Consider the following 24516-nt stretch of genomic DNA (forward strand, 5'->3'; position numbering starts at 1 on the left):
TCTCAAGTCTAAAAATCGCCTTATCTGCCCCACCTGACGCAGCAATCACGAGAAATGAGGAGTGGAGGATGGCAGCAAACCGCCTGGAAGACCGCTGAAACCCCAGCTGGAGGGCCGTGCGGGAGATTGGTGGGGCGTTGTGGGGAGCCGCGGAGCGCAGCCCCTGAGAAATTGCGGCGCGCGTCGTCGCCGGCAAATTTCGCTACCGAATCGGCGTGTCGCTCGTCACACCGTCGCCGGACGCGTCAACAAATAAAAACAGGGGCAGCCGAATCGGCTACCCCTGCGTCACGCGTCAGCGTCTATTCGTCGAACCTGCGACGGAACCGGTCTTCCATGCGGTTGGTGAACGAGTTGCCGGCCCGGGCTCGCTTGGACTTGCCGCCCGACTGTGCCGACTTCTCCTTCGAGAGCACCCGGGGCCCGGTCACCGCGAAAACGGCACCGGCAAACATCACCACGAAACCGATGACGCTCAGGATCGGCAGCTGGTTGATCCACAGGATCCGAAAGGCCACACCCAGCACCAGCAATGCCAGACCCAGGACGAACAGCCCCGCGCCCTGCAGTCGACGTCGCGCCGACGGCGCGTGCAGCGTGCCGCCCCGGACGCTCGAAGCGAACTTCGGGTCCTCGGCGTACAACGCACTCTCGATCTGGTCGAGCATGCGCTGCTCATGATCGGAGAGTGGCATCCGCGCCTCCCAACTCACACCGCTGCCGGCAGCGGCTCCTGACGTCTGCACCCGTGGTCACGGATACCTAACAGTCATGATACGAGGTCACACAGACACGTACCACATACTTCAGACTCCCGAATTGTAAGACTGGGACGTCGGCCGGGCGACAGCGCCTGTTCAGCAACCCGACACCAACGTTCCTGCCGCACCGAAAGGCTCACTACTGTGGCGACGCTCCTGACCGATCTGTCGCCGGCTGACATGCAGCACCGCCTCGACGACGCGCTGTCCGTCTACGTCGACGCGATGCGCTACCCGCGGGGCACCGAACGCCAGCGGGCCTCGATGTGGCTGGAACACACCCGCCGCGAAGGCTGGACGGGAGTCGCGGCGTTCGACGTTCCCACTGCCGACGAGGCGCCGGAGGCGGCACTCCGATCCGCACCCATGCTGGGGGTCGCCTACGGGTATCGCGGTGCGCCCGATCAGTGGTGGTACCAACAGGTCGCGACCGGCCTGCGCCACGTCGGCACCCCCAGCGAGCGCATCGGACAGTTGATGAACGGGTACTTCGAACTCACCGAGCTGCACATCCACCCGCGGGCCCAGGGGCAGGGACTCGGCGAGGCGCTCACCCGGCGACTGCTCGCCACCACCACCGAATCCCACGTCCTGCTGTCCACCCCGGAGATCCACGGCGAAGACAACCGGGCCTGGAAGCTGTACCGCCGGCTCGATTTCCACGACGTCATGCGCAGCTACTTCTTCCCCGGTGATCCACGGCCGTTCGCCATTCTCGGCCGGGCCCTGCCACTCTGAGCCGCTGTGGCCGCCCCCATCTGGCACGATAACGGCGTGAACCGCCGCCGCCACCTGCGTGCCTTGCTGCTGTTTCTGATGCTGCTCCCCTTGGCCGTCGGCTGCGTGCGCGTCCACACCTCGCTCACCATCTCGCCCGACGACCGGGTGTCCGGTCAGATCGTGGCCGCCGCGAAGGCAAAGAACGCGGACGACAAGGGTCCGCAGCTGACCAACAACCTGCCGTTCGCGCAGAAGGTCGTGGTCTCGGACTACCGCAAGGACGACTACGTCGGCTCCGAGGCGGTGTTCTCGGACCTGAACTTCTCCGAGGTGCCGCAGCTGGCCAACCTGAGCCGCGACTCGGCCGGTGCCGACATCTCCCTGCGCCGCGCCGGTGACCTGGTGATCCTCGAAGGCCGCGTCGACCTGACGACGCTGAGCGACCCGGACTCCGACGTCACGCTGTCGGTGGCGTTCCCCGGCGACGTCACGTCGACCAACGGCGAGCGGGTGGCCAGCGACATCGTCCAGTGGAAGCTCAAGCCCGGCATCGTGACCACCATGAAGGCCCAGGCCCGCTACACCGACCCGAGCGCGCGCTCCTTCACCACGGCCGCCATCTGGATGGCCGTCCTGGCCTTCGCGATCGCCGGCGTCATCGGCGGCCTCGCCTACTGGAGCCGTGACCGCTCCCCCAAGTCCGCCGCACCGTCCGATGGGTGACGTTGTCACGGTGTCCGACGAGTGACTTTGTCACTGCGTCCGACCGCTGACCCGACACCCTCTAATCTGGATGCACAATTTCGGGGTCAGGAGAGGGGACGCGCGCTGAGCGTCGATGCCGCAGGTCCGTCGGCTGGCGAGCTGGCGAATGCCATCACAGATCAACTGCGCGACTATCTCGCCGAGCGCCGGCGGGACAGCGCCTACATCGGCGACGCCTACGCCGATGTGACGGGAGCACTCGAAGAGTTCGTCCTGCGCGGCGGCAAGCGCGTCCGCCCGGCCTTCGCCTACTGGGGCTGGCGCGCGGTCGCCCCCGACCCCGGCCACCCGGCCGACCCGGCGGTACTGCGCCTGTTCTCCGCGTTGGAGCTGCTGCAGGCCTGTGCCCTGGTCCACGACGACGTCATCGACTGTTCGGCGACCCGGCGCGGCCTGCCGACCGTGCACCGGCTGTTCGCCGAGCGGCACCGCCGGCAGGGCTGGCGTGGGTCGTCCGAGCAGTTCGGGCTGTCCGCGGCAATCCTGCTCGGCGACCTGGCCCTGTCCTGGGCCGACGACATCGTCGCGAACGCCGACCTGTCGGCCGACGCGCGCCGGCGCGTCAACGAGGTGTGGGCACACATCCGCACCGAGGTCCTCGGCGGTCAGTACCTCGACATCGTCGCCGAGTCCAGTGGCGCCGAAACCGTGGCCTCGGCCATGAACGTGAACCTCTACAAGACCGCGTCCTACACCGTGACCCGGCCGTTGCAGCTGGGCGCCGCGGCCGCCGCCGACCGGCCCGACGTGCAGAAGATCTTCCACGCGGTCGGCACCGACCTGGGCATCGCGTTCCAGCTGCGCGACGACGTACTCGGGGTGTTCGGCGACCCGGCCGTCACCGGCAAGCCGTCGGGTGACGACCTGCGCTCGGGCAAGCGCACCGTGCTACTGGCCGAGGCCGTGGAACTGGCCGAGACCTCCGACCCCGCCGCGGCGACCCTGCTGCGTGACCTGATCGGCACCGATCTGACCGACGGCCAGGTCGGCGAACTCTGCGGCGTGATCGAGGCCGTCGGCGCACTGGGCGCTGTCGAACAGCGCATCACGCTGCTCACCCAACGCGGACTGGACGCCCTCGCCGCGGCCCCCATCGACGAGGGTGCCAAGGCCGGACTCACCGAACTCGCCCGGCGCGCGTCAAACCGGTCCGCGTAGGCATGTCGACCTCGACCACGGCGCCCGGGGCGCTGGCCCGGCTCACCGCCTTCGGACGATCCGACGAGGGCCGGCCCGCGCTACTCGGCTTCGCCGGCGCCGTCCTGATCGCCCTCGGCGGTCTGGGCGCAGGGAGCACCCGGCAGCACGATCCCCTGCTCGAGTCGATGCACCTGTCCTGGTTCCGGTTCGGCCACGGGCTGGTGCTGTCGTCGATCCTGCTGTGGACCGGCGTGGCACTCATGCTGATCGCCTGGTTGGCGCTGGGCCGGCGCGTCGTGGATCGGACCGCGACCGATTACACGATGATCGCGACGACCGGTTTCTGGCTGGCGCCGCTGCTGCTGAGCGTGCCGGTGTTCAGCCGCGACACGTACTCCTACCTGGCGCAGGGCGCGCTGCTGCGCGACGGGTTGGACCCCTATCTGGTCGGGCCGGTCGACAACCCGAACTCGCTGCTGGACAACGTGAGTCCGATCTGGACCACCACCACCGCACCGTATGGACCGGCTTTCATCCTGGTGGCCAAGTTCGTCACCATGATCGTCGGCGACCACGTGGTCGAGGGCACCATGCTGCTGCGGCTGTGCATGCTGCCCGGCCTGGTCATGCTGATCTGGGCGGCGCCCCGCGTCGCCCGGCACGTCGGCGCCAACGGTGCTGCCGCCCTGTGGATTTGCGTCCTCAACCCGCTGGTGATCATCCATCTGATGGGCGGCGTCCACAACGAGATGCTGATGGTCGGTCTGATGATGGCCGCCATCGCGCTGACCTTCGAACGGCATCCCATTGCCGGCGTCAGCGTGATCGCCCTCGCGGTGGCGGTGAAAGCCACCGCGGGACTGGCACTTCCGTTCATGGTGTGGGTCTGGATGCGCCAGTTGCGCGAACGGCACCCGTGGGGTCAGGTCCGCGCGTGGCTGGTGGCGACCGCGGCATCGGGGGCGATCTTCACCGTGGTGTTCGCCGTGGTGACGGTGGCCGCAGGCGTCGGGCTCGGCTGGCTGACGGCACTGGCCGGCTCGGTGAAGATCGTCAACTGGCTGACCATCCCGACGGCGGTGGCCAACCTGATCCACGCCATCGGCGGGCTGTTCACCACTGTCAGTTTCTACGCCGTGCTGGACGTCACCCGGATCATCGGCATCGCGATCATCGCGATCTCACTTCCCTTGTTGTGGTGGCGATTCCGGCACACCGACCGCGAAGCCCTGATCGGCATCGCGCTGGTGATGGCGGTCGTGGTGCTGTTCGTCCCTGCCGCGCTGCCGTGGTACTACACCTGGCCGCTGGCGATCGTCTCGGCACTGGCGCAGAGCCGGTCGGCCGTCGCCGCGATCGCCGGGTTCTCGACCTGGATCATGGTGATCTTCAAACCCGACGGATCGCACGGCATGTACTCCTGGCTGCACGTCATCCTGGCGACGGGATGCGCTGTGGCAGCGTGGTATTCGCTGGCGCATGCACCCGAACAGGCCGAGCAGCCGGAGTCCGCCAAGCCCGCCGACAGCGCCGCCTAGACGTTCCGGGCCCGCGTACCCTCGCCGTCGATGCCCCACGCGACGATCCGGGTGGGCGTGATCCGGATGACGTCGCCGGTGAGGCCGCCGTCCGTGCGACCCGCTCCTGGCAGGGCCTGCGCCGTGCCCCTGACCTCGACACCCTGCGCCCGCGGTGGCGTCACCGAGCGCACCTCGTCGACGATGAACGCCACCTTCGGAGCGGCGATCACGTTGCGCCACTTCTGTGTCGAGGCGAGGGCGTGGCCGACGATATCGATGGTCCCACCGGGGCCGAGGTGCACTCCGACCGGCCGAATCTGCGGCTGGCCGCCCGGTCCGATGGTGCTGAGCCGGCCGATGGGTTGCGTCCGCAGGAAATCCCGCTCGGCCGCGGTGAACGTCATGCTCACGCCTTCCGGGCGACGACGAGGTGGCCGGACAGCTGGACGGTGTCCGCGCCCGTGCCGGCCTGCAGCTGTGCGGGCCGGATGCTCTCGACCTGCCAGTGCCGCGAGACGACCTGGCGCAGTTCGTCTTCCGTGAACTGGGTGGGTCCCGGGCCGTCGTGGTCGCCGAACGCGCCGGTGCCGAAGGCCAGGATGTAGAACGCGGCACCCGGCGCCGCCGCGCGATAAGCGGACCGCAGGTAGCCGTCACGCAGGTCGGCGGGCAGGGCATGCAGCAGGCCGCTGTCGAAGATGGTGCCGAACCGCCCGTCGTGCCCGGTGAACGCGCTGATGTCCGTCTGCTCGAAAGTGGCTGTGCGCAAACCCCGTTCGGCCGCGGCCGCGGTCGCCGCCGCGACGGCCGTCGGTGTCAGGTCGATGCCGTGCACGGTGTGGCCCCGCGCCGCGAGAGCCAGGGCGAGCTCGGCATATCCGCAGCCGGCATCGAGTACCTCGCCCCGGACAGCTCCGTCCCGGTCGATCAATGCCGCGAACTCGGGTTGCGGCGCGCCGATGTTCCATGCGGGCGCGTCCTCACCGCGGTAGGCGCCGTCCCAGTCGATCATCTTTCCTCCTCGTCGAATGTTCGCCAGAATAACGCACCGCGCGTTTACTTTTGTTCCCTGAGAGGATGTGAGCCATGACGGCAGCGACTCCCGAGCGCAAGGGCCAGCGCACGCGGCAGCGGATTCTGCTGGCCGCGCGAAAGGTGTTCGCCGAGGCCGGCTACGAGAAGGCCACCATCCGCGGCATCGCCGAATTGTCCGGCGTCGACAAGGCGTCGGTGATCAAGCACTTCGGCAGCAAGCAGGACCTGTTCCACGAAGCGGTGCAGTGGACCGTCCCGGTGGACGAGTTGACCACCGCCGATCCCGCGCAAACCGCACAGAACTTCCTGCGCGGCCTGCTCGGCGCCTGGGCCGCCGACCCCGACGGCCCCATGGCGGTCCTCCTGCGCACCGCGATGACCAGCCCGGACGCGCTGGAGCTGCTACGAACCCAGGTGACCGATCAGGCCGTCACGTCCGTCGCGGCGACCATCGACGGCCCCGACGCCCGGCTGCGGGCGGCCCTGCTGAGCGCCGTGCTGATGGGCATCGCCAGCCAGCGCTACCTGCTGCAGTTCCCGGACCTGGCGGCCGCGTCCGACGAGGACATCGTGCGGATCATGGCGCCGGTGCTGGGTGGGCTGCTGGCGCCCGACCAGGTGCAGTAGCCCATCGACGGCGGTGCCGTCGGTAGCCCATCGACGGCGGTGCCGTCAGTAGCCCATCGCCTGGGCGCGCCGCAGCACTTCCCTGGCCTGGTGCGAATGCAGGGCATCCACCGGACGCGCGTTGGTGGTGCGTTCGGTGCTGCCGTCACGGCTCAGCGTCAGCGACTCGTCGGCGGTGAACAACCAACGCACGATGTCGGTTTCGTCGTAGCCGCCGTCGCGCAGCACGACCAGCAGGCCCGGCAGTTGCTTGACCACATGACCCTTGGCGTCGAAGAAGACCTTGGGCACGACGATGGCACCGTTCCGGCGCACTCCGAGGAGATGCCCGTCCCGCAACTGCTGATGCACCTTGGTCACCGGGATACCCAGCATGGATGCCACCGCGGGAAGGTCGTAGACCGCTTCATCGGGACCGATAACGTCCTCTGCGGCCGGAATGCTGCTCACCCGGGAGATTCTAGAGCCGTACCATTGCCAGGTGCAGCCATCCCACCAACCGGACCCACTGATCGGTGCGGTGCTGGACGGGCGCTACCGGGTGGATGCACCGATTGCCAGTGGCGGTATGTCCACGGTGTACCGCGGCCTGGACACCCGGCTCGACCGCCTGGTCGCACTCAAGGTCATGGATTCGCGGTATTCGGGCGATCAGCAGTTTCTGACCCGCTTCCAGCGCGAGGCCCGGGCCGCGGCCGGCCTGAAAAGCCCAGGGCTGGTGGCGGTTTACGACCAGGGATTCGACGGTCGTCACCCGTTCCTGGTGATGGAGCTCGTCGAGGGCGGAACGCTGCGTGAGTTGTTGCGTGAGCGCGGCCCGATGCCGCCACACGCGGCGGCGGCCGTGCTGGCCCCCATGCTCGACGGCCTGGCGGTGGCCCACCAGGCGGGCCTGGTGCACCGCGACATCAAGCCCGAGAACGTCCTGATCTCCGACAGCGGTGAGGTCAAGATCGCCGACTTCGGGCTGGTGCGCGCCGTCGCTGAGGCCAAGATCACGTCGACGAGCGTCATCCTCGGCACCGCGGCATACCTGTCCCCCGAACAGGTCAGCACCGGCGACGCCGACCCGCGCAGCGACGTCTACTCCGTCGGCATCCTGGCGTACGAGCTATTGACCGGCACCACACCGTTCACCGGCGACAGTCCCCTCAGCGTCGCGTATCAGCGACTCGATCAGGACGTGCCGCCGCCGAGCGCGGCAATCGCCGGTGTGCCAAAGCAATTCGACGACCTGGTGGCCTGCGCGACGGCCCGGGTCGCCGACGACCGCTACCTCGACGCCGGCGACATGGCGGCCGAGCTCGCCGCGATCGTCGCCGATCTCGATCTGCCCGAATTCCGGGTGCCGGCGCCGACCAACTCGGCGCAGCACACCGCGGCGGCCGCCCAGCGTGGCCGCGCGGATCGCACCACTGTCGCGACCGGCCGGGCCCCGGCACCGAAGCCGGCGCCGCAGCACACCCTGCAATTCACGATGGATCCGGCGATGGATCCCGCGCTGTTCGAATCCCCGGCGGCGGCAAAGCAATTCGCCGGCATCGACCTCGACGACTTCGCCTGGGCGCGGCAGCGCTCGCGCCGGGCGGTGCTGTTCTGGCTCATCGCGATCCTGACGCTGACGGCACTGGTCGCCGCCGGCGCCTGGACGCTCGGCACCAACATCGACGGGCTGTTCTAGAAACACCGAAAGGCCACCTACTGCACGGATTTCCCGGAAAAACGTGCGGTAAGTGGCCCCTCGGCGGGAAAGCTAGTCGCGGAGCATCTCGGCGACGAGGAACGCCAGCTCCAGGCTCTGCTGGGTGTTCAGACGCGGGTCGCATGCCGTCTCGTAGCGGCCGGCCAGGTCGTCGTCGGAGATATCCTGTGCGCCACCAAGACATTCGGTGACGTTCTCGCCGGTGATCTCGACGTGGATGCCACCCGGGTGCGTGCCCAGCGCACGGTGCACCTCGAAGAAGCCCTGCACCTCGTCGACGATGCGGTCGAAGTGCCGGGTCTTGTAACCCGTCGAGCTCTCGTGGGTGTTGCCGTGCATCGGGTCGCACTGCCAGATGACCTGGTGGCCGGAAGCCTCCACCTTCTGGATGATGCCCGGCAGCACGTCGCGCACCTTGCCGTTGCCCATCCGGCTGACGAGCGTGAGCCGGCCCGGAATGTTGTGCGGGTCAAGGCGTTCCACGTACTCGACCGCCATCTCGGGCGTCGTCGTCGGGCCGATCTTGATGCCGATGGGGTTGGCGATGGTCTCCACGAACGCGATGTGCGCGTGGTCGAGCTGACGGGTGCGCTCACCGATCCACACGTAGTGCGCGGAGAGGTCGTACAGACGCGGCTCGTCGAATTCGGTCGACAACCGCAGCATCGCGCGCTCGTAGTCGAGCACCAGGGCCTCATGGCTGGCGTAGATCTCGGCGGTCTGCAGATTGCGGTCGTTCACGCCGCACGCCGTCATGAAGTTCAGGCCACGGTCGATCTCGGCCGCCAGCGCCTCGTACCGGGCACCCGCCGGCGACGTGCGGACGAACTCACGGTTCCACTCGTGCACCTGCTGCAGCGACGCCAGACCCGACGAGGTCAGCGCCCGCACCAGGTTCATCGCGGCGCTCGCGTTGGCGTAGGCGCGCACCAGGCGCGACGCGTCATGCACCCGCACGGCGGGGTCCGGGTCGAAACCGTTGACCATGTCACCGCGGTAGGACGTCAGGCCCAGCGAGTCGGTGTCCGACGAGCGCGGCTTGGCGTACTGCCCCGCGATGCGGGCCACCTTGACCACCGGCATGCTGGCGCCGTACGTCAGCACGACCGCCATCTGCAGCAGGGTCCGGATGTTGGCCCGGATGTGCGGCTCGGTGTTGTCGACGAACGTCTCGGCGCAGTCGCCGCCCTGCAGCAGGAATGCCTTGCCCTGCGCCACGTCGGCCAGCTGCAGCTTGAGCTTCTCGATCTCGGACGGCACGGTGATGGGCGGCACGCTCTCGAGCACCTTGCGCATCGCGGCCGCCTGATCCGCAGGCCAGCTGGGCTGCTGCGCGGCCGGACGGGACAGCGCGTCGGCAAGGCGCGTGCGCAGGTCCTCGGGCAGCGGGGGCAGCTCGGGCAGCTGGTCGATGGGTACGTCGACGGTCCAGTTCACGTGTCTATGGTACCGGCGCCGACCAGCGACTATTTACCCGCCAATTCGGCCCCGATCGACGGATTTGGGACCGCCGGGAGAAAACCGGGCCCGGTGCGCGACTATTGACGATGTGGAGTGCGAGATTGCCCGGGAGGCGCTGTCCGCGCGCATGGACGGAGAGCATGAACCCGTACCCGCGCGCCGCGTCGACGAGCACCTGGCGGCCTGCCCCGAGTGCCGGCAGTGGCAGGACGAGCTGAACAGCCAGATGGAACTGCTGCGCGGGCTGATCGCCGCCGACCGCACCCGGATGACGGCAGTGGCCGACACGGTCTCGCAACCCGCCCTGCCCGAAACCCGCGCCGGCCTCGACTGGGTGCGCATCGGCCTCGCGGCCGTGGGCGCGGTCCAGCTCGTCCTGGCCGTCCTGCAGGCAGCGGGCGTCAGCGTCGGCGTGCACGTCGGGCATGCCGCCGGCGGGCACGTGGTCAACGAGTCGACGGCCTGGTCCGTCGCGCTCGGCGTCGCCATGCTGGTCGCGGCCGCCCGCCCCGCCGCGGCCATGGGCCTGGCTGTCGTGGGCGGCGTGTTCGCCCTCGTGCTCACCGGCTACGTCGTCGTCGACGGACTGACCGGAGCGGTCGGCGCGGTTCGCATGCTGAGCCATCTGCCGGTTCTGGCCGGCGTGGTGCTGACCGTGCTGGTGTGGCGCCGCCACATGCACGAGCCACCACGGCCGCGCCGCGACGCGGCACCCACGCTCGACGACATCACGCTGCCGGACAACGCGTCGCGCGGCCGCCGCCGGGGCCACCTGTGGCCCACCGACGGCAACGCCGCCTAGACCATCACGCCGAACATGATCGCCATCCCGGCCGCCGCCATGGCCTGGCAGGCCACGGCGAACCACGCACGAGCCGGGGCGTCGGGGCGCTCCTGCCGCACCGCGAAGTACCGGATGGCCCACCACAATGCGGCGACGCCGAACAGGGCGGTGAGCGTCCAGTTGACCGCGTCGACCCACGCCGACGGCTGTCCGCAGCCGCCCATCGGGCCCGAATGCGTCGCCGTCCCGGACATGTCCATTCCCGGCATCGACGGCATCGACGACGCCTGCTGCGGCGCCTCGGCCGCTGTTCCGGCGCACTGACCGGGCAGCACCTGCCCGTCCATCACGGCGTACATCCACGCCATGGCCAGCATCATCACCGCGTGATAGCCGTCGGCCACCCGATGGCCGGCGCGCAATACCAGGACGACGGCAAACCAGCCGGCCGCCAGCAGGAAGAACACCAGCGGCGGCCGGTTCGGCACAGACATCCCCGCGGGCCACGCCATGACCAGCATGGCCACGGCCATCACCAGATGCAGCGCACGGCTGGTCTGGTCGCGCCAGGTTCGGTCCTCGCGAGCCTTGGCCAGGGCGTAGACGCACTGGGCCGCACTCAGCAGAAACAGCCCGGTCACGAGCAACCGGAGCCAGATGTCGGCGATCATCGGGACGCCTGCTGCCGCTGACGCCAGCCCAGTGCCACGTCGACCGCGACGAACAGGGCCAGGGTGAGTCCGAACAGCGGGGCGAAGTACCCGACGCCGCCGAGAGCGAGCACCAGCAGCGCCGCTTCATAGGGTCGCAACGCCGAAAGCGCACCGCGCCGTTGTCCGGTCGGCAGGGCGAACCCGGCACCGCGGGTCGGCCGCCGTCGCCACCACATCCGGTACCCCAGCACGATCGCGACGATCATCGCGAGCGCGACCGCGATCAGCGCCAGCTGGTTGACCAGGCCGAACAGGATGCCCATGTGCAGGTCGATGACCCAGTCGGTCATCTTCGCCATCAACGGCCACTCGGCGAAGTCGAGCCGCGCCGTCACCGTGCTCGTGGCGGGGTCGACGACGATCGCGTCGTACTGCGTCGGCCAGTCGCGCTTGCGCTCGGCGACCTGCCAGCCCTGCCCCGCCGTCGTCGGCGGATACATCCACATGGGATTCCGCAGGTGCGCCTCGTGGGCGACCTGCAGCGTCGCGTCGGCACCGCGCAGCGCGGCGGCCTCGTCGAGCGTCGGCCCAGCGGTCTGCCCCGGCAGCGCGGTGTCGACCGACGGGCTGGTCCAGCTCAGCGCCGTCCGCAGTTGGGCGACGTTCTCGCCGGCGAACCGCGACCACGTCATGCCGGACACCGCCAGCAGCGCCACCGCCGCGAGGATCCAGACCCCGAGGGTGCCGTGCCACGACAGCAGCCGGCGCCGCCCGGTCGCCCGCACATCCGGGACGACGAGCCGGCGCGGCTGTCCCCTGTTGTGCCCGATCCACAGCAGCAGGCCCACGCCGGCGATCACCCACGACCAGCTGGCCGCCAGCTCGCTGTAGTTCCGGCCGAAGGCCCCGAGGTGCAGGTTGCGGTGCAGTTCGTCGAACCACGCCCGCACCGGCAGCCACTGGCCGTAGGTGGTCAGGGCGCCGCGGACCGTGCCGGTGTAGGGGTCGACGAACACCGTGCGCGCGTAGTCGGCGGGGACGTCGTCCACCGCGAGCGTCACCTGCGTGGTCTCGTCCGGAGCGGCGGGCGGCCGGATGCTGGTGACGGTGCCCTCCGGATGCGCGGACCGGACGGCGGCCAGCTGGGCGGCCAGTGGCAGCTGCCGGTCGCCGACGTGGTCGACGGTGAGTTCGTGCCGGTACACCGCACTGTCGATCTGCGGGATCACCGCGTACAGCAGCCCGGTGACGGCGGCGATCAGGATGAACGGCGCGACGAACAGGCCGGCGTAGAAGTGCAGCCGCAGCAGTGCCGGGCGAAAGCGCTTCCACGCCGACGCATCGGCCGCGGCGGCAACGTCCGGTTCGGGCAGTTGGGTATGACTCACAACTTGTATTGGTCGGCGCGCGGCGCCAGGAGTTCCTGCGCCCGGAAAATTTCTACGACACCTGGTCGTAGACTGGCCACGATCAGTTCTTCAGGTGGAAGGCCGGTATTTCGATGGGCTCGGACCGGGCGGGCAGGTTGGCTACAGGGCGAGCGAAACGACGGGACCAACTCCTGCCGCTGTTGGGTTATCTGGCCGCGGTCGCCGCCCTGGTCACCTACGCCCTCATCTCGGGCGATCAGCGCTTCATCGCCACGGGCGACAGCTACCCCGGCACGTTCACCTCGTGCGCCGAACCGGTGGGCTACTTCACGGCCATCTTCGCCGCCGCGATCTGTCTCGGCGGTCTGGTGTACGTCGTCACCACCGCGCGGCCTGACCCCAAGGGCGTCATCGACCCGCCCGCATTCCGCATCCACCTTGTGCTGGAACGGGTTTCGCTGGTCTGGCTGGTCGCCTCGGCGTTCATGGTGGTGGTGCAGGCGGCGACCGACGCCGGCGCCCCGGCGCTGCGACTGGTGGAGAGCGGCCGGCTGGGTGAGGCCATCGGCGCATCCGAGATGGCCCGTGGCTGGATCGTCGCCACAGTGTGCGCCGCGGTCGTGGCGCTGACGCTGCGGTTCAGCGTGCGGTGGATCGCCATGGTCGTGCTGCTGCTGCCCAGCGTGATCGGGGTCCTGGCGCTGCCGGTGACCGGCAATGCCAGCGAAGGACCCGACCACGACTACACGACCAGCGCGGTCATCGTGTTCGCGGTGGCGCTGGCGGTGCTGGCCGGCTCGAAGATCGCGGCCGTCATCAGTCCGCCGGCCGCCGACCTCTACCGGCGGGTGCTGATCATCCAGGTGGCCTGCGGCACCGTCGCGCTGATCTACGGCGTGCTGCTGCTGGCCGACCAGCTCGGGCCCCCCGGCCTGACGGGCAGCGACTATGGGCGGTGGGCCATCGTCGCCGCGATCGCGCTGGCGGCGTCCTGGATCACCGACGCCGCGGCACTGCGCCGGGCGAAGCCGTCCCTGCTGGCGACCTGCCTGCCCGCGATCACCGCGCTCGCCGCGGTGTCCGCCATGGCGGTGCAGACCGCGCCGCGCCTGCTGCACCACAAGTACACGACGTGGGACGTCTTCCTCGGCTACGAACTGCCCGACCCGCCGAATGTCGTTCGGCTGCTGACGGTCTGGCGGTTCGACACCTTCATCGGCATCGGCGCGCTGGTCCTTGCCGGGGCCTATCTGTACGCGTACCTGAAGCTGCGGCGCCGCGGCGACGAGTGGCCGGTCGGCCGGTTGCTCGCCTGGCTGATCGGCTGCGGCGTCTTGCTTTTCACCAGCAGCTCGGGTGTGCGGGCCTACGGTTCGGCGATGTTCAGCGTGCACATGGGCGAGCACATGACGCTCAACATGTTCGTCCCCGTGCTGCTCGTGCTCGGCGGCCCAGTGACCCTGGCGCTGCGCGCCCTGCCGCCGGCGGGTGACGGCGCACCACCGGGACCGCGCGAATGGATCCTGTGGCTCGTGCACTCGAAAGTCACGGCCGCACTGTCGAATCCGATCGTGGCGTTCGTACTGTTCGTCGCGTCGCTGTACGCGGTGTACTTCACCCCGATCTTCAACACGCTGGTCCGTTACCACTGGGGCCACGAGCTGATGAGCGTGCACTTCCTGCTGGTCGGCTACCTCTTCTACTGGGGCATCATCGGTATCGACCCGGGCCCCAAGCGCCTGCCATTCCTGGGCCGGCTCGGATTGTTGTTCGCGGTCATGCCTTTTCACGCGTTCTTCGGCATCGCGACCATGACCATGACCGACACCATCGGTGGGTCGTTCTACAAGTTCGTCGGCCTGCCGTGGCTGTCGAGCATCGGCGCCGACCAGCACCTCGGCGGCGCCATCGCGTGGGGTTCGAGCGAACTGCCGGTGATCCTGGTGGTCATCGCGCTGGTGGCCCAGTGGGCCAAGCAGGATCGCCGCGCCGCATCGCGCTCGGACCGGCACTCGGATTCCAACTACGGCGACGACGACCTGGACGCCTACAACGCGATGCTGCGCGAACTGGCCCGCCAGCGCGGCCAGCAGTAGGGCCTACCGGAAGTTGCGCAGCCGCAGACTGTTCGACACCACGAAGAACGACGAGAAGGCCATCGCCGCGCCCGCGATCAGCGGGTTGAGCAGGCCGGCCGCCGCCACCGGGATGGCGGCGATGTTGTAGCCGAACGCCCACACCAGGTTCATCTGGATGGTCCGCATGGTCGCCTTGGCCAGGTCCAGTGCCTGCGGCACCGAATCCAGGCTGTCGCGGACCAGGATGATGTCCGCCGCGCCGATCGCGACGTCGGTGCCGCGGCCGATGGCCAGACCCAGATCCGAGCAGGCCAGCGCCGGGCCGTCGTTGATGCCGTCACCGACCATCGCGACCATGCGGCCGCGGTCGCGCAGCTGCTGGATGACGTCGACCTTGCCGTCCGGGAGGACGTCGGCGATGACGTCGTCGATCCCCACCGCGGCACCCACCGCGGCGGCGGCCGCCGGATTGTCGCCGGTCAGCAGGATGGTCTTGAGCCCGCGCTCGTGCAGCGCCGCGATGGCACCCGCAGCTGATTCACGCACCGCGTCAGCGACAGCGACAGCACCGCACAGCTGGCCATCGACAGCGACGAAAACCACTGTCTCACCGCGGGATTCGGCGCCTCGGCGCGCTTCGGCCAGGACTGCGGGCACCACGGCACGACCGGCCGCCCAGGACGGCTTGCCGACGCGCACCTCGCGCTCCCCCACGGTCCCGACCACGCCACGGCCGGGCACGGCCTGGAAATCGGTGACGGCCTCGTGCTCGGGCGCTGCCGTGGTGATGGCCACCGCGACAGCATGCTCGGATGCAGACTCGACGGCCGCGGCGAGGGCCAGGACGTCCTCGTCCGCCCAGCCGTCGACGGCGGTGACGGCAGTGACGGCCAGGTGCCCGGTCGTCAGGGTGCCCGTCTTGTCGAAGACGACGGTGTCGACGGCCCGGATCGCTTCGAGCGACCGGTGCCCCTTGAGGAAGATGCCGAGTTGGGCGCCGCGTCCGGACGCCACCATCATGGCCGTCGGCGTGGCCAGGCCCAGGGCGCACGGGCAGGCGATGACCAACACCGCCAGCGCGCAGGCGAACACCTTGTCGGGGCCCGCACCCGCCAGGGCCCAACCCAGCGCGGTCAGCGCCGCGATGCCGAAGACGCACGGCACGAACACCGAGGAGATGCGGTCGGCGAGGCGCTGCGACTCGGCCTTCTGGGCCTGCGCTTCCTCGACCAGGCGCACCATGCCGGCGAACTGGGTGTCGGCACCGACCGCCGCCGCCTCCACGATCAGGCGCCCGTCGAGCACGATCGTGCCGCCGATGACGCTACTGCCCGGCGTCGCCCGGAACGGCTTGGCCTCACCGGTCATCACACTGGTGTCGACGGCGGCCGAGCCCTCGACCACGAGTCCGTCGGCCGCGATCGTCTGGCCGGGACGCACCACGAACTTCTGCTGCTCGGCGAGTTCCTCTGCCGGGATGACCATCTCGGAGCCGTCGGCCAGCAGGATCGTGACGTTCTTGGCGCTCAGCGCCGCGAGCGCCCGCAGCGCGCTGCCCGCCTTCGACTTGGCGCGGGCCTCGAAGTAGCGGCCGGCCAGCACGAACACCGTGACGCCCGCGGCGACCTCGAAGTAGATGGCGTCGCTGCCGGCCAGGGCCTGCCAGATGCCGGTACTCGTGGTGGCGTGGTGTCCGGCGAACATCGTGTAGAGCGACCACACCGTCGCGGCGGTCACGCCGACCGAGATCAGTGTCTCCATGGACGCGGCCCGGTTCCGGGCGTTGCGCAGGGCCACGCGGTGGAACGGCCAAGCGGCCCACGTCACGACCGGCAGGGCCAGGGCCGTCAGAATCCACTGCCACCCGGTGATCCGGGTGCTGGGCACGACGGCGAACATCACCGACAGATCGGCGAGCGGGACGAACAGCACCGCGGCCACGAGCAGACGGCGCAGCAGGTAGTGGGCGTGCGAGAGGTCTTCGTCGTCGCGGTCCCCGGCGATGACCCCGGACCGCGGCTCGGCGTCGTAACCGGCCTTGCGGATCACATCGCACAGCTCGGTGTCGGCGACCTCCGGGACCGCGTCGACCGTCGCCACGCGGGTGCCGAAGTTCACGGAGGCGCGGACACCCGGCATCTTGTTGAGCGTGCGCTCGACCCGCGCGGCACAGGCGCCACATGTCATGCCGGTGACGTCGAGCTGCACCCGACGGGCCTCGTCGGCAGCTGCGGCAGCGACTGTCGTGTCGTCGGCGCTGCCCACCACTGTGCTCACCGAGCCGGCCGTCATCATCCTCCTATTGTCCCCGTGAAGCGGAGCTACCCAAAAATATTGGTCGGACGTGCCCGGCTGTGAGTTCCCGGCACTCGTCACATATGGTCGGGCCGTGAACAGCCGCGGCGACGACGACGAAGTGACCCGCCTGGCACTGGCTGCCGGTCGGGGCGATCGTGCCGCATTGGACCAGTTCATCAAGGCTACCCAGCGCGATGTCTGGCGCACCGTCGCCTACCTCGACGAGCCCGGCAATGCCGACGACCTGACGCAGGAGACCTACCTGCGGGCCCTCGGCTCGCTGTCGCGATTCCGCGGCCGGTCGACCGCGCGCACCTGGCTGCTGTCGATCGCGCGCCGCGTCGTCGTCGACCACATCCGGCGCAAGCAGTGCCGCCCGCGCAGCAGCGCGGCCATCGAGCCCGAGACCGTCGTCGACATGCACCAGCCGACCGCCCGGTTCGAGGACATCGTCGAGATCCGCATGCTGCTCGACGGCGTCGACAGCGATCGCCGCGAAGCGCTGCTGCTGACCCAGGTACTGGGCCTGTCCTACGCCGAGGCCGCCGAAATCTGCGGCTGCCCCGTCGGCACCATCCGCTCCCGGGTCGCCCGCGCCCGCGACGACCTGCTGCGCGCCGGAAACCAGGACCAGAGCGCGGGCTGAACCACCGCGGAACCCGCGCCGCCGCGCATCCGACCAACTCTGCGAAACTGGCCTACAGACTGAACGGAGTTCGGCTTGTCCACCCGCCATGCGATCGACCTCGAGCACACGCTGCGCGCCATCGGGCGCCGGGTTTTCGACGAGGTCTGGATCGGTCCCGCCCGCGGCTACCCCACCGCCGCGGCGATCGTCGTGCTGGCGGTGTCTGCCGGGGTCAGCTGGTCGGAATCCCATCGGTGGGTGCTGAAGGTCGTCGCGATCCTGTTCACCCTGGCGGCCGTGGCATCGGCAACAGCGCTGTGGCGCAAGCGGTTCCGCGTGAGTTGCGCGGCACTGTACCTGTCGGGCGTGGCCACGGCGGCGGGGTTCGGTGCGGTCTGGTGGTGCCAGACCTCGCCGGCGCGGGTCGCGGTGTGGTGGCCGCTGGCGGGTTTCGTCGCGGCCGCGGTCTCGGCCGTGTGCTGGCTGGGTGTGGTGCTGACGCCACTGGAACGGTCGCAACCCGACATGCGGTTCAAGCCGTCCGGGAACTGAAGACCCACTCCGTACGACTAATGACAGCGTGATCGCCGATTCCGCCCTGCGCTGGGCGCTGACCGCCGTGTTCGCGGTGGCCGCGCTGCTGTTCGTGGGCGCCGGACGACGCGCACCCGGGCAGCACGGCGTCGGGGTCCTGCACGCGGTGGCGTCAGTGGGCATGATCGCGATGCTCTGGCCGGCCGGTATGCGGGTGTCCCCGCTGCTGTACGTGCTGGTGTTCACGGCCGGTGCCCTGTACTTCGCCTACCTCGCCCTGTTCGGCTTCGAGCTACCGCACCCCGTCTACCACTGCACGATGATGGCCGCGATGGCTCTGATGGGTCTGCTGATGGCGCCGAACGCCGGTGTTCCGGTCGCGACGGCACAGGCTTCCGGTCATCACAGCGCCCACCTCGGTCACGGCGCCATCGCCGTGACTCCCCCCGGCTGGTTCACGACGGTGTGCGTCGTGCTCGCGGCCGGATTCTGCGCCGCCGCGCTGTGGTGGTTCTACCTGCTGGTGCGCGGGCCGAAGCGCCCGTACGCCGACCTGCTCATGGCGTTCGGAATGAGCGCCGCCTTCGCCGTCATGGCCGTCTGACCCCTCTCGAAAGGACAACATGCCCAAGCTGATCCAGACCCCCAAGGCTTTTCGGGTCATTGCCGCCGTCACCGCGACGACGGCGTGCGCCGTCGCCCTGGCCGCACCGGCCGCCGCCCACGTCAAGGTGACCGGCGACGCCCCCCAGGGTGGCTGGGGCGTACTGAACTTCCGCGTGCCCACCGAGTCGGATACCGCGTCCACCACGGGCCTCCTGGTCGTGCTGCCCGACGACCAGCCGATCATCTCGGTCAGCACTCAGCAGAAGGCCGGCTGGACCGCCACCCTGACCAAGAAGAAGCTGCCCACCCCGCAGAAGGACGACGACGGCGCCGAGGTCACCGAGTACGTCTCGTCCGTCGAGTGGAAGGCCACCGCGCCGGATGCACCCATCCCGCCGCACCAGTTCAACGTGTTCGCCATCTCGGCCGGCCCGCTGCCCAAGGTCAACACACTGACGCTGCCCGCTGTCCAGACCTACAGCGACGGCAAGACGGTCAACTGGAACGAGAAGGCCAACCCGGGCCAGCCCGAGCCCGAGCACCCGGCGCCCTCGCTGCACCTGAAGCCCGCCGGCGGCGGCGACCACGACCGGCCCGCAGCCGTTGCCCCGGCTGCCGCGACGCCCGCCTGGCCGGGTCTGACGGCGCTGGCCGTGTCGGTGGTCGCGCTGCTGGTGGCGATCGCTAGCCTGGCGTCTTCCCGACGAAAGACGAGTCACGACTAGAGAACTGAGGCCGGTCGCAGCGCTGCTCGCGGCTCTGCTCGCGCTCCTGCTGCCGGCTCCCCTCGCACACGCGCACGCCGTCCTGGTCTCCAGCGATCCGGTCGACGGCGCCACCCTGCCGGCCGCGCCGAGCCGGGTCACACTGACGTTCGACGAGCCGGTTCGCTTGATTCCGGGTGCGGTCCAGGTGATTTCGAATACCGGCGCCCGGGTCGACCGGGACGTCCGGCAGCGGTCGGGTGACACCACCGTCGAACTCGACCTACCTCCGGGACTGCCGCGCGGCAGCTACACGGCCACCTGGCGGCTGATGTCGGCCGACGGGCACGAGGTGGCCGGGTCGGTGAGCTTCGGCGTGCAGCAGGCACCGGACGCACCGCCGGACATTCATCCGGTCGCCTCGTCGTCGGCGGCGTCTGACATCGCGCGCGGTCTGACGTACATCGGCCTGGTGCTGTACGTCGGGGTGCTGGCGGCGGCCCGGTTGGTGTGGGGGTGGGCGCTCGCACTGCGCCGCACCCGGGTCCTGGCCGGCATCGGCTGGCTGCTGCTGGCCGCCGCGACCGTCATCGCCGCCGTCACCACCGGACCCGACGCCGCGCTCTACGCGCAGGCAGCCCTGCTCGTGCTGCTCGCGGCGACCGTGCGCGCCGGTACCGCGCTGTTCGTCGTGCTCGCGACGGCGCTCGCGGCCGGCGTCGCCGCCTCCGGGCATGCCTCGGCCGGCCCGGACCCGTGGCTGGCCACCACCGTCACCACCGTCCACCTGCTGGCCATGGCGCTGTGGCTGGGCGGTTTGTGTCTGCTGACGCTGGTGGTCCTGCCCGCCCGGCGCAGCAACGACCTGCAGCGCTGGTCCCGGGTGGCGTTCGGCTGTGTCGCGGCGGTCCTGCTCACCGGCGAGTACCAGGCCTGGCGGCAGGTGTCGCCGATCGAGTCCCTGTGGTCGACGGGCTACGGAATGGCCTTGTGCGCCAAGGTTTTCCTGGTCACGCTCATGGCCGCCCTGGCCTACCTCGGCCGGCGCCGGCTCACCCCGGAGCGGCTGCGCCGCACCGTGCCGCTGGAAACCGCGCTCGCGGTGCTGGTGTTGGTCATGACCACGGTGCTCACCGGCGAGCCGCCCGCCCGTACCACCTACGGCCCCGCGTTCACGGCCACCGCGGCGCTCGATGAGGGCCGGCAGGCGCAGGTGCATCTCGACACCACGCGCCACGGCGCCATCCCGATCGACGTCACCGCGCCCGGCGCCACCGGGCTGCGCGGCACCCTGTCGAGCGCCGAGATCGCCTCCCTGCCCGTGCGTTTCACCGTGGGTCCCGACGGTCGCTGGCGCAGCACATATGCCACCGCGCCACGGCCGGGCCTGTGGACGCTGCAGCTGACGGTCCAGTTCGGCCCGAACGACGCCGCCGTTGCCAGCGTGCCGTTCCGCGCCTGGTGATCCTGAATTACCGCGGCGCCGTCATCATCTCGGCGATCAGCCGGTAACGGTTCAGGTTGTGTCGCGCATCGACCAGCGCGTCGTGCGAATCGCGCGGCCGCGGTGGCATCCGCGGACTGCCGCAGTCCTCCCAGAACTGCCGCAGTTCCCGGGTGAAGCGCGGCATGGCCGGCGGCAGGTCGGCCATCGGCCCCCACAACTGGCACAGCACCACGTGGTCGTAGGCACCGACCCACGCCCACAGCTCGATCGGCTCGTCCCCGTCGATGTTGAAGAAGTCCTCCAGCTCCGACCGGATCTGCCGGCGCGAACGCCACACCTGCGACGACGGCGACGGCAGCTTCGGCAGCACGTTCTTGCGCACCCAGGAACCCGCCCGGTCGGGGTCGAACTCCGAGGAGACGGCGTAGTACTCGCGCCCGTCCTCGGCGGCCACACCGATCGAGATCAGGTCGATGGTGCGACCGTCGTCGATGAACTCGGTGTCGTAAAAAAACTTCATTCAGGCAACCTCGGTCGGCGTTCGGTCCGGCGGCGCGGGTGCCGCGTGGATCTCGCGGTCGAGCTGTTGGTCCACGTCCGCTTCGTCGGGAAACTTTGGCATACCGGCGATCGCATCCTGTAACCACAGCTTCGCCCGCACCACCGGCCGGCGCAGCCACCGCTCGCGTTCCAGCGCTTTGTGCATCTTGCGCGGCCGGCTCGTGTAGCGCCAACGGGCCCACGGCGCGTGCGGCCGCGACAGCCGGATCGCACCGATGACCAGCAGCGGTGTGATGAACATCCCAATCAGGCCGGTCCACACCTTGCCTTTGAGCAGCACGATGACCGCCATGGCCAGCGTGATCAGGGCCAGCGCCACGACCATGATCCGGGCAGCCACGTCCTGGTCGTCACGCCAGACGGTGATGTCGAAGAACGACAACGGGTTGAAACCCAGGATCAGCAGCCCGGCCACCGCGATCGCGACGAACACCGCGTCGACCGAGGTGCGGCCGTCCTCGGCCCAGTACACGTCGGACAAGTGCAGGATCAGCGCGAACTCGTCGAGGACCAGGGCGGCGCCGATACCGAAAAAGATTGCCGCCACGGTGAATTCCGGGACGCCGCCGTCGACGGCGAGCGTCACCATCGTCACCCCCGACACCATCACGAGCACCACGCCGATCACCGCGTGGTGGATGTGCAGGCCGCCATGGCCGATGTTGCGCGGCTGCCACCACTTGCGCGGCGCCGGATTGTCGGCGTGGGCCCGGATGTAGCGCACCACGGTCCGGGTCACGAAAAACGTCAGGATGAACGCAATCAGGCACCACAACAACGGCAGCCGCCCACTGGACACGAACTCCGTAGGTAGGGGCGACCGCACGGGGAAGAAACTTACGCCCGTGCATGCGTGTCACTGCCCCGCAGGGCGCCGACGCGCCGGTCCCCCCGATAGGCTGTCCGGCGAGATGCGTATGGGAACTTGGTCGTGGCCCGCCTCCGGACAACGGCTGGCCTGGCGGCTGTTGCAGTTGCTGGCCATGTTGACGTTGGTATGGGGCGCCTGGCGGCTGCTGGGTCATACGCCGTACCGGATCGACATCGACGTGTACCGGATGGGCGGCCGCGCCTGGCTCAACAACACGCCGCTGTACAGCGAGAGCACGATCTTCCGTACCGAGGCCGGCATCGACCTGCCGTTCACCTACCCGCCCTTGGCCGCGATCATGTTCGCCCCGTTCGCCTGGCTCCCCCTGCCCGCCGCGAGCGTCGCCATCACGGTGACGACGTTCGTGTTGTTGCTGGTGTCGATCGTGATCGTGCTGACGCGGCTGGATGTCTGGCCGCACTCACCGTTCGGAGGCTCGGCCCTGGCCCGCCGCTGCTGGCTCGCCGTCGCCATCGTCGGACCGGCCGTGCTGTTCCTCGAGCCGGTGCGGTCCAACTTCAACTTCGGTCAGATCAACGTCGTCCTCATGACGCTGGTGATCGCCGACTGTGTCCCCCGCCGCACCCCGTGGCCGCGCGGCGTCCTGCTCGGGGTGGCGATCGCCCTCAAGCTGACCCCGGCCGTGTTCCTGCTGTTCTTCCTGCTGCGCCGTGATTTCCGCGCGCTGCTGACCACGGTGGCGTCGTCGGTCGTGGTCACGCTGATCGCGTTCGCGCTGGCCTGGGGTGACTCGTGGGAGTACTGGACCAAGACGGTCCGCAACACCGACCGCATCGGCACCGCGACGCTGAACACCAACCAGAACATCTCCGGCACGCTGGCGCGGTTCGGGATGTCGGCGACGCCGCGGTTCGTGCTCTGGGTCGTGCTGTGCTTCGCGGTGCTGGCACTGACGGTGTGGGCGGCCCATCGCGTGCTCCGCGCGGGACAGCCGGTGCTGGCGCTGATGTGCGTGGCGATGTTCGGTCTGGTGGTGTCGCCGGTGTCGTGGTCGCACCACTGGGTGTGGGCCCTGCCGACCATGGTCACCATCACCGTGGTCGCCTACCGGGAACGCAGCGCCGTCCTCGCCGCGGTGAGCGCGCTCGGCGCGTTCCTGCTGGTCTGCACGCCCATCCGGCTGTTGCCCGAGCACCACGAGGTCGACGCGACGCTGTGGCGTCAGGTGATCGGCAGCTCGTACGTGTGGTGGGGCCTGGCCGTCATCGCCGCGGCGGGCACCATCACCGGCCGAGGCACACCCGCTGCCGATGCGACCGAGCACGTCGCTCCGGTCTCGGCGACCAACTGACCCCGGCCCCCGGCCCGCGCGACGGTAACCCCACGGCGGTCCAGAAGCCGATTTCCCGCCGCGACGTTACGGTGGCGAAGCGGTCAGCCGCCAGTGAAATGACGAAAGCCGAGGATTGCGGCCACCTACCTGGGTGACACCAATCCTCGGCCTTATCGTTCTGGCCGCTCAGCCTGCTTTGATCGCCGGCGGCGGCGTCTTGCCTTCTTTGACATCGGCCGCGTAGAGGTCGACGTACTCCTGGCCGGACAGCCGCATCAGCTCGTACATGACCTCGTCGATCACCGCGCGTTCGATGAACCGGTTGCCGGCCAGACCCTCGAAACGGCGGAAGTCCATCGGCTTACCGAACTTCACCTCGACGCGGGCGAAGTGCCACATCTTGCTTCCCGGCGGGTTCACGACGTCGGTATTGATCATGGCGACGGGAATGACGGGGATGCCGGTCTCCAGCGCGATGCGGGCCAGGCCCGTCTTGCCCTTGTAGAGCTTGCCGTCCGGCGACCGCGTGCCCTCGGGGTACATGCCGAGCAGCTTGCCCTGGTCGAGGATTTTGGCGGCGGCCGTCAGCGCGTCGGCCGCGGAGTCGGCGTTCGTGCGGTCGATGGGCACCTGCCCGGTCGACGAATAGAAGAACTTGATCAGTTTGCCCTTGATGCCGGTACCGGTGAAGTACTCGGCCTTGGCCAGGAAGAAAATTCGCCGGCGCAGCACCAGCGGCAGGTAGAAGCTGTCGACGACGGCGAGGTGATTGCTGGCCAGCAGCACGGGGCCGTGATCGGGAACGTATTCCAGCCCCGTGACCTTCGGACGGCCCAGAAAACGCAGCAACGGGCCCATCAAGATGTACTTGTAGAACCAGAAGAACATCGAACCTCCCGCTGAGGGCCCCCGGACGGTGCCCCCGACAACTTTACCCACCGACTGTCGGCCCGACCA

General features: G+C 69.4%; 25 protein-coding genes. 14 read left to right on the forward strand and 11 right to left on the reverse strand.

What is annotated here, in order from left to right; all coding sequences use genetic code 11:
- Positions 1-302: 302 nt before the first annotated feature.
- A complete protein-coding gene (locus QRN63_RS13235; RefSeq protein ID WP_267316726.1) occupies positions 303-695 on the reverse strand; it encodes an SCO2097 family morphological protein in 393 nt (130 codons plus the stop codon).
- A 210-nt stretch (positions 696-905) separates the two neighbouring features.
- On the opposite strand from QRN63_RS13235, the gene QRN63_RS13240 reads away from it, so the two are divergent.
- The 4 genes from QRN63_RS13240 (at position 906) to QRN63_RS13255 (ending at position 4924) form a co-directional block, all read left to right on the forward strand.
- Positions 906-1499: a GNAT family N-acetyltransferase gene (locus QRN63_RS13240; RefSeq protein ID WP_267316725.1), complete on the forward strand. Its 594-nt coding sequence runs from the start codon at positions 906-908 to the stop codon at positions 1497-1499.
- Between the two features lie 6 nt (positions 1500-1505).
- The gene (locus QRN63_RS13245; protein ID WP_285031209.1) at positions 1506-2204 is read left to right on the forward strand and encodes an LppM family (lipo)protein; all 699 of its coding nucleotides are present in this window, start codon (positions 1506-1508) and stop codon (positions 2202-2204) included.
- Between the two features lie 141 nt (positions 2205-2345).
- Positions 2346-3404, forward strand: coding sequence for a bifunctional (2E,6E)-farnesyl/geranyl diphosphate synthase (idsA2, locus tag QRN63_RS13250; protein ID WP_285031370.1), 1059 nt, complete (start codon positions 2346-2348; stop codon positions 3402-3404).
- Positions 3405-3406: 2 nt separating this feature from the next.
- Positions 3407-4924 (forward strand): alpha-(1->6)-mannopyranosyltransferase A, encoded by a 1518-nt coding sequence (locus tag QRN63_RS13255; RefSeq protein ID WP_267316724.1) that lies wholly within the window; start codon positions 3407-3409, stop codon positions 4922-4924.
- Here the strand turns inward: QRN63_RS13255 and QRN63_RS13260 are convergent.
- Both QRN63_RS13260 and QRN63_RS13265 read right to left on the reverse strand, forming a co-directional pair.
- Positions 4921-5310 carry a PPOX class F420-dependent oxidoreductase gene (locus QRN63_RS13260; RefSeq protein ID WP_285031210.1) on the reverse strand — a complete coding sequence of 130 codons (390 nt, stop codon included), beginning with the start codon at positions 5308-5310 and terminating at the stop codon, positions 4921-4923. The genes QRN63_RS13255 and QRN63_RS13260 overlap by 4 nt on opposite strands.
- 2 nt (positions 5311-5312) lie before the next feature.
- Positions 5313-5918, reverse strand: coding sequence for a class I SAM-dependent methyltransferase (locus QRN63_RS13265; protein ID WP_285031211.1), 606 nt, complete (start codon positions 5916-5918; stop codon positions 5313-5315).
- 74 nt (positions 5919-5992) lie between these two features.
- On the opposite strand from QRN63_RS13265, the gene QRN63_RS13270 reads away from it, so the two are divergent.
- Complete coding sequence (locus QRN63_RS13270) at positions 5993-6568, forward strand: TetR/AcrR family transcriptional regulator (protein WP_285031212.1); 576 nt, start codon at positions 5993-5995, stop codon at positions 6566-6568.
- A gap of 45 nt (positions 6569-6613) precedes the next feature.
- Here the strand turns inward: QRN63_RS13270 and QRN63_RS13275 are convergent, their stop codons facing one another.
- Positions 6614-7018, reverse strand: coding sequence for an Rv2175c family DNA-binding protein (locus QRN63_RS13275; protein WP_267316720.1), 405 nt, complete (start codon positions 7016-7018; stop codon positions 6614-6616).
- Here QRN63_RS13275 and QRN63_RS13280 point away from each other — a divergent pair.
- A complete protein-coding gene (locus QRN63_RS13280) occupies positions 7008-8249 on the forward strand; it encodes a protein kinase domain-containing protein (RefSeq protein ID WP_285031213.1) in 1242 nt (413 codons plus the stop codon). The genes QRN63_RS13275 and QRN63_RS13280 overlap by 11 nt on opposite strands.
- Positions 8250-8321: 72 nt before the next feature.
- On the opposite strand, the gene QRN63_RS13285 is transcribed toward QRN63_RS13280, so the two are convergent.
- A complete protein-coding gene (locus QRN63_RS13285) occupies positions 8322-9707 on the reverse strand; it encodes a class II 3-deoxy-7-phosphoheptulonate synthase (protein WP_020103604.1) in 1386 nt (461 codons plus the stop codon).
- A gap of 112 nt (positions 9708-9819) precedes the next feature.
- On the opposite strand from QRN63_RS13285, the gene QRN63_RS13290 reads away from it, so the two are divergent.
- A complete protein-coding gene (locus QRN63_RS13290) occupies positions 9820-10533 on the forward strand; it encodes a zf-HC2 domain-containing protein (RefSeq protein WP_285031214.1) in 714 nt (237 codons plus the stop codon).
- On the opposite strand, the gene QRN63_RS13295 is transcribed toward QRN63_RS13290, so the two are convergent.
- Positions 10530-11186, reverse strand: coding sequence for a DUF5134 domain-containing protein (locus QRN63_RS13295; protein WP_285031215.1), 657 nt, complete (start codon positions 11184-11186; stop codon positions 10530-10532). The two genes, QRN63_RS13290 and QRN63_RS13295, sit on opposite strands and share 4 nt — an antisense overlap.
- Complete coding sequence (locus tag QRN63_RS13300; RefSeq protein ID WP_285031216.1) at positions 11183-12556, reverse strand: PepSY-associated TM helix domain-containing protein; 1374 nt, start codon at positions 12554-12556, stop codon at positions 11183-11185. The genes QRN63_RS13295 and QRN63_RS13300 overlap by 4 nt, the downstream gene beginning before the upstream one ends.
- Positions 12557-12669: 113 nt before the next feature.
- On the opposite strand from QRN63_RS13300, the gene QRN63_RS13305 reads away from it, so the two are divergent.
- Positions 12670-14634 carry a cytochrome c oxidase assembly protein gene (locus QRN63_RS13305; protein ID WP_285031217.1) on the forward strand — a complete coding sequence of 655 codons (1965 nt, stop codon included), beginning with the start codon at positions 12670-12672 and terminating at the stop codon, positions 14632-14634.
- 3 nt (positions 14635-14637) lie between these two features.
- Here the strand turns inward: QRN63_RS13305 and QRN63_RS13310 are convergent, their stop codons facing one another.
- Entirely contained in the window at positions 14638-16803 is a 2166-nt protein-coding gene (locus QRN63_RS13310) for a heavy metal translocating P-type ATPase (protein ID WP_502888130.1), read from the reverse strand.
- A 202-nt stretch (positions 16804-17005) separates the two neighbouring features.
- Here QRN63_RS13310 and sigC point away from each other — a divergent pair, with 202 nt between their 5' ends.
- The 5 genes from sigC to QRN63_RS13335 all read left to right on the forward strand — a co-directional run bounded on the left by sigC (position 17006) and on the right by QRN63_RS13335 (position 20851).
- Positions 17006-17560, forward strand: coding sequence for an RNA polymerase sigma factor SigC (gene sigC / locus QRN63_RS13315; protein ID WP_061006820.1), 555 nt, complete (start codon positions 17006-17008; stop codon positions 17558-17560).
- Between the two features lie 75 nt (positions 17561-17635).
- A complete protein-coding gene (locus QRN63_RS13320; RefSeq protein ID WP_285031219.1) occupies positions 17636-18094 on the forward strand; it encodes a hypothetical protein in 459 nt (152 codons plus the stop codon).
- 28 nt (positions 18095-18122) lie between these two features.
- Positions 18123-18680, forward strand: a complete 558-nt coding sequence (locus QRN63_RS13325) for a DUF5134 domain-containing protein (RefSeq protein ID WP_267316711.1) — start codon at positions 18123-18125, stop codon at positions 18678-18680.
- Positions 18681-18699: 19 nt separating this feature from the next.
- Positions 18700-19407 (forward strand): YcnI family protein, encoded by a 708-nt coding sequence (locus QRN63_RS13330; protein WP_285031220.1) that lies wholly within the window; start codon positions 18700-18702, stop codon positions 19405-19407.
- 49 nt (positions 19408-19456) lie between these two features.
- Positions 19457-20851, forward strand: coding sequence for a copper resistance CopC/CopD family protein (locus QRN63_RS13335; RefSeq protein ID WP_285031371.1), 1395 nt, complete (start codon positions 19457-19459; stop codon positions 20849-20851).
- A gap of 7 nt (positions 20852-20858) precedes the next feature.
- Here the strand turns inward: QRN63_RS13335 and QRN63_RS13340 are convergent, their stop codons facing one another.
- Entirely contained in the window at positions 20859-21353 is a 495-nt protein-coding gene (locus QRN63_RS13340) for a polyadenylate-specific 3'-exoribonuclease AS (RefSeq protein ID WP_267316709.1), read from the reverse strand.
- Complete coding sequence (locus QRN63_RS13345; RefSeq protein WP_267316708.1) at positions 21354-22193, reverse strand: hypothetical protein; 840 nt, start codon at positions 22191-22193, stop codon at positions 21354-21356. It lies immediately after the preceding gene.
- Positions 22194-22311: 118 nt separating this feature from the next.
- Between QRN63_RS13345 and QRN63_RS13350 the strand changes: the two genes are divergently transcribed.
- Complete coding sequence (locus tag QRN63_RS13350) at positions 22312-23577, forward strand: glycosyltransferase family 87 protein (RefSeq protein ID WP_267316707.1); 1266 nt, start codon at positions 22312-22314, stop codon at positions 23575-23577.
- Positions 23578-23745: 168 nt separating this feature from the next.
- Here the strand turns inward: QRN63_RS13350 and QRN63_RS13355 are convergent, their stop codons facing one another.
- A complete protein-coding gene (locus tag QRN63_RS13355; RefSeq protein WP_267316706.1) occupies positions 23746-24447 on the reverse strand; it encodes a lysophospholipid acyltransferase family protein in 702 nt (233 codons plus the stop codon).
- Positions 24448-24516 lie beyond the last annotated feature (69 nt).

This window comes from Mycolicibacterium sp. lyk4-40-TYG-92 (genome assembly GCF_030209435.1).
In the GTDB taxonomy this organism is placed as follows: domain Bacteria; phylum Actinomycetota; class Actinomycetes; order Mycobacteriales; family Mycobacteriaceae; genus Mycobacterium.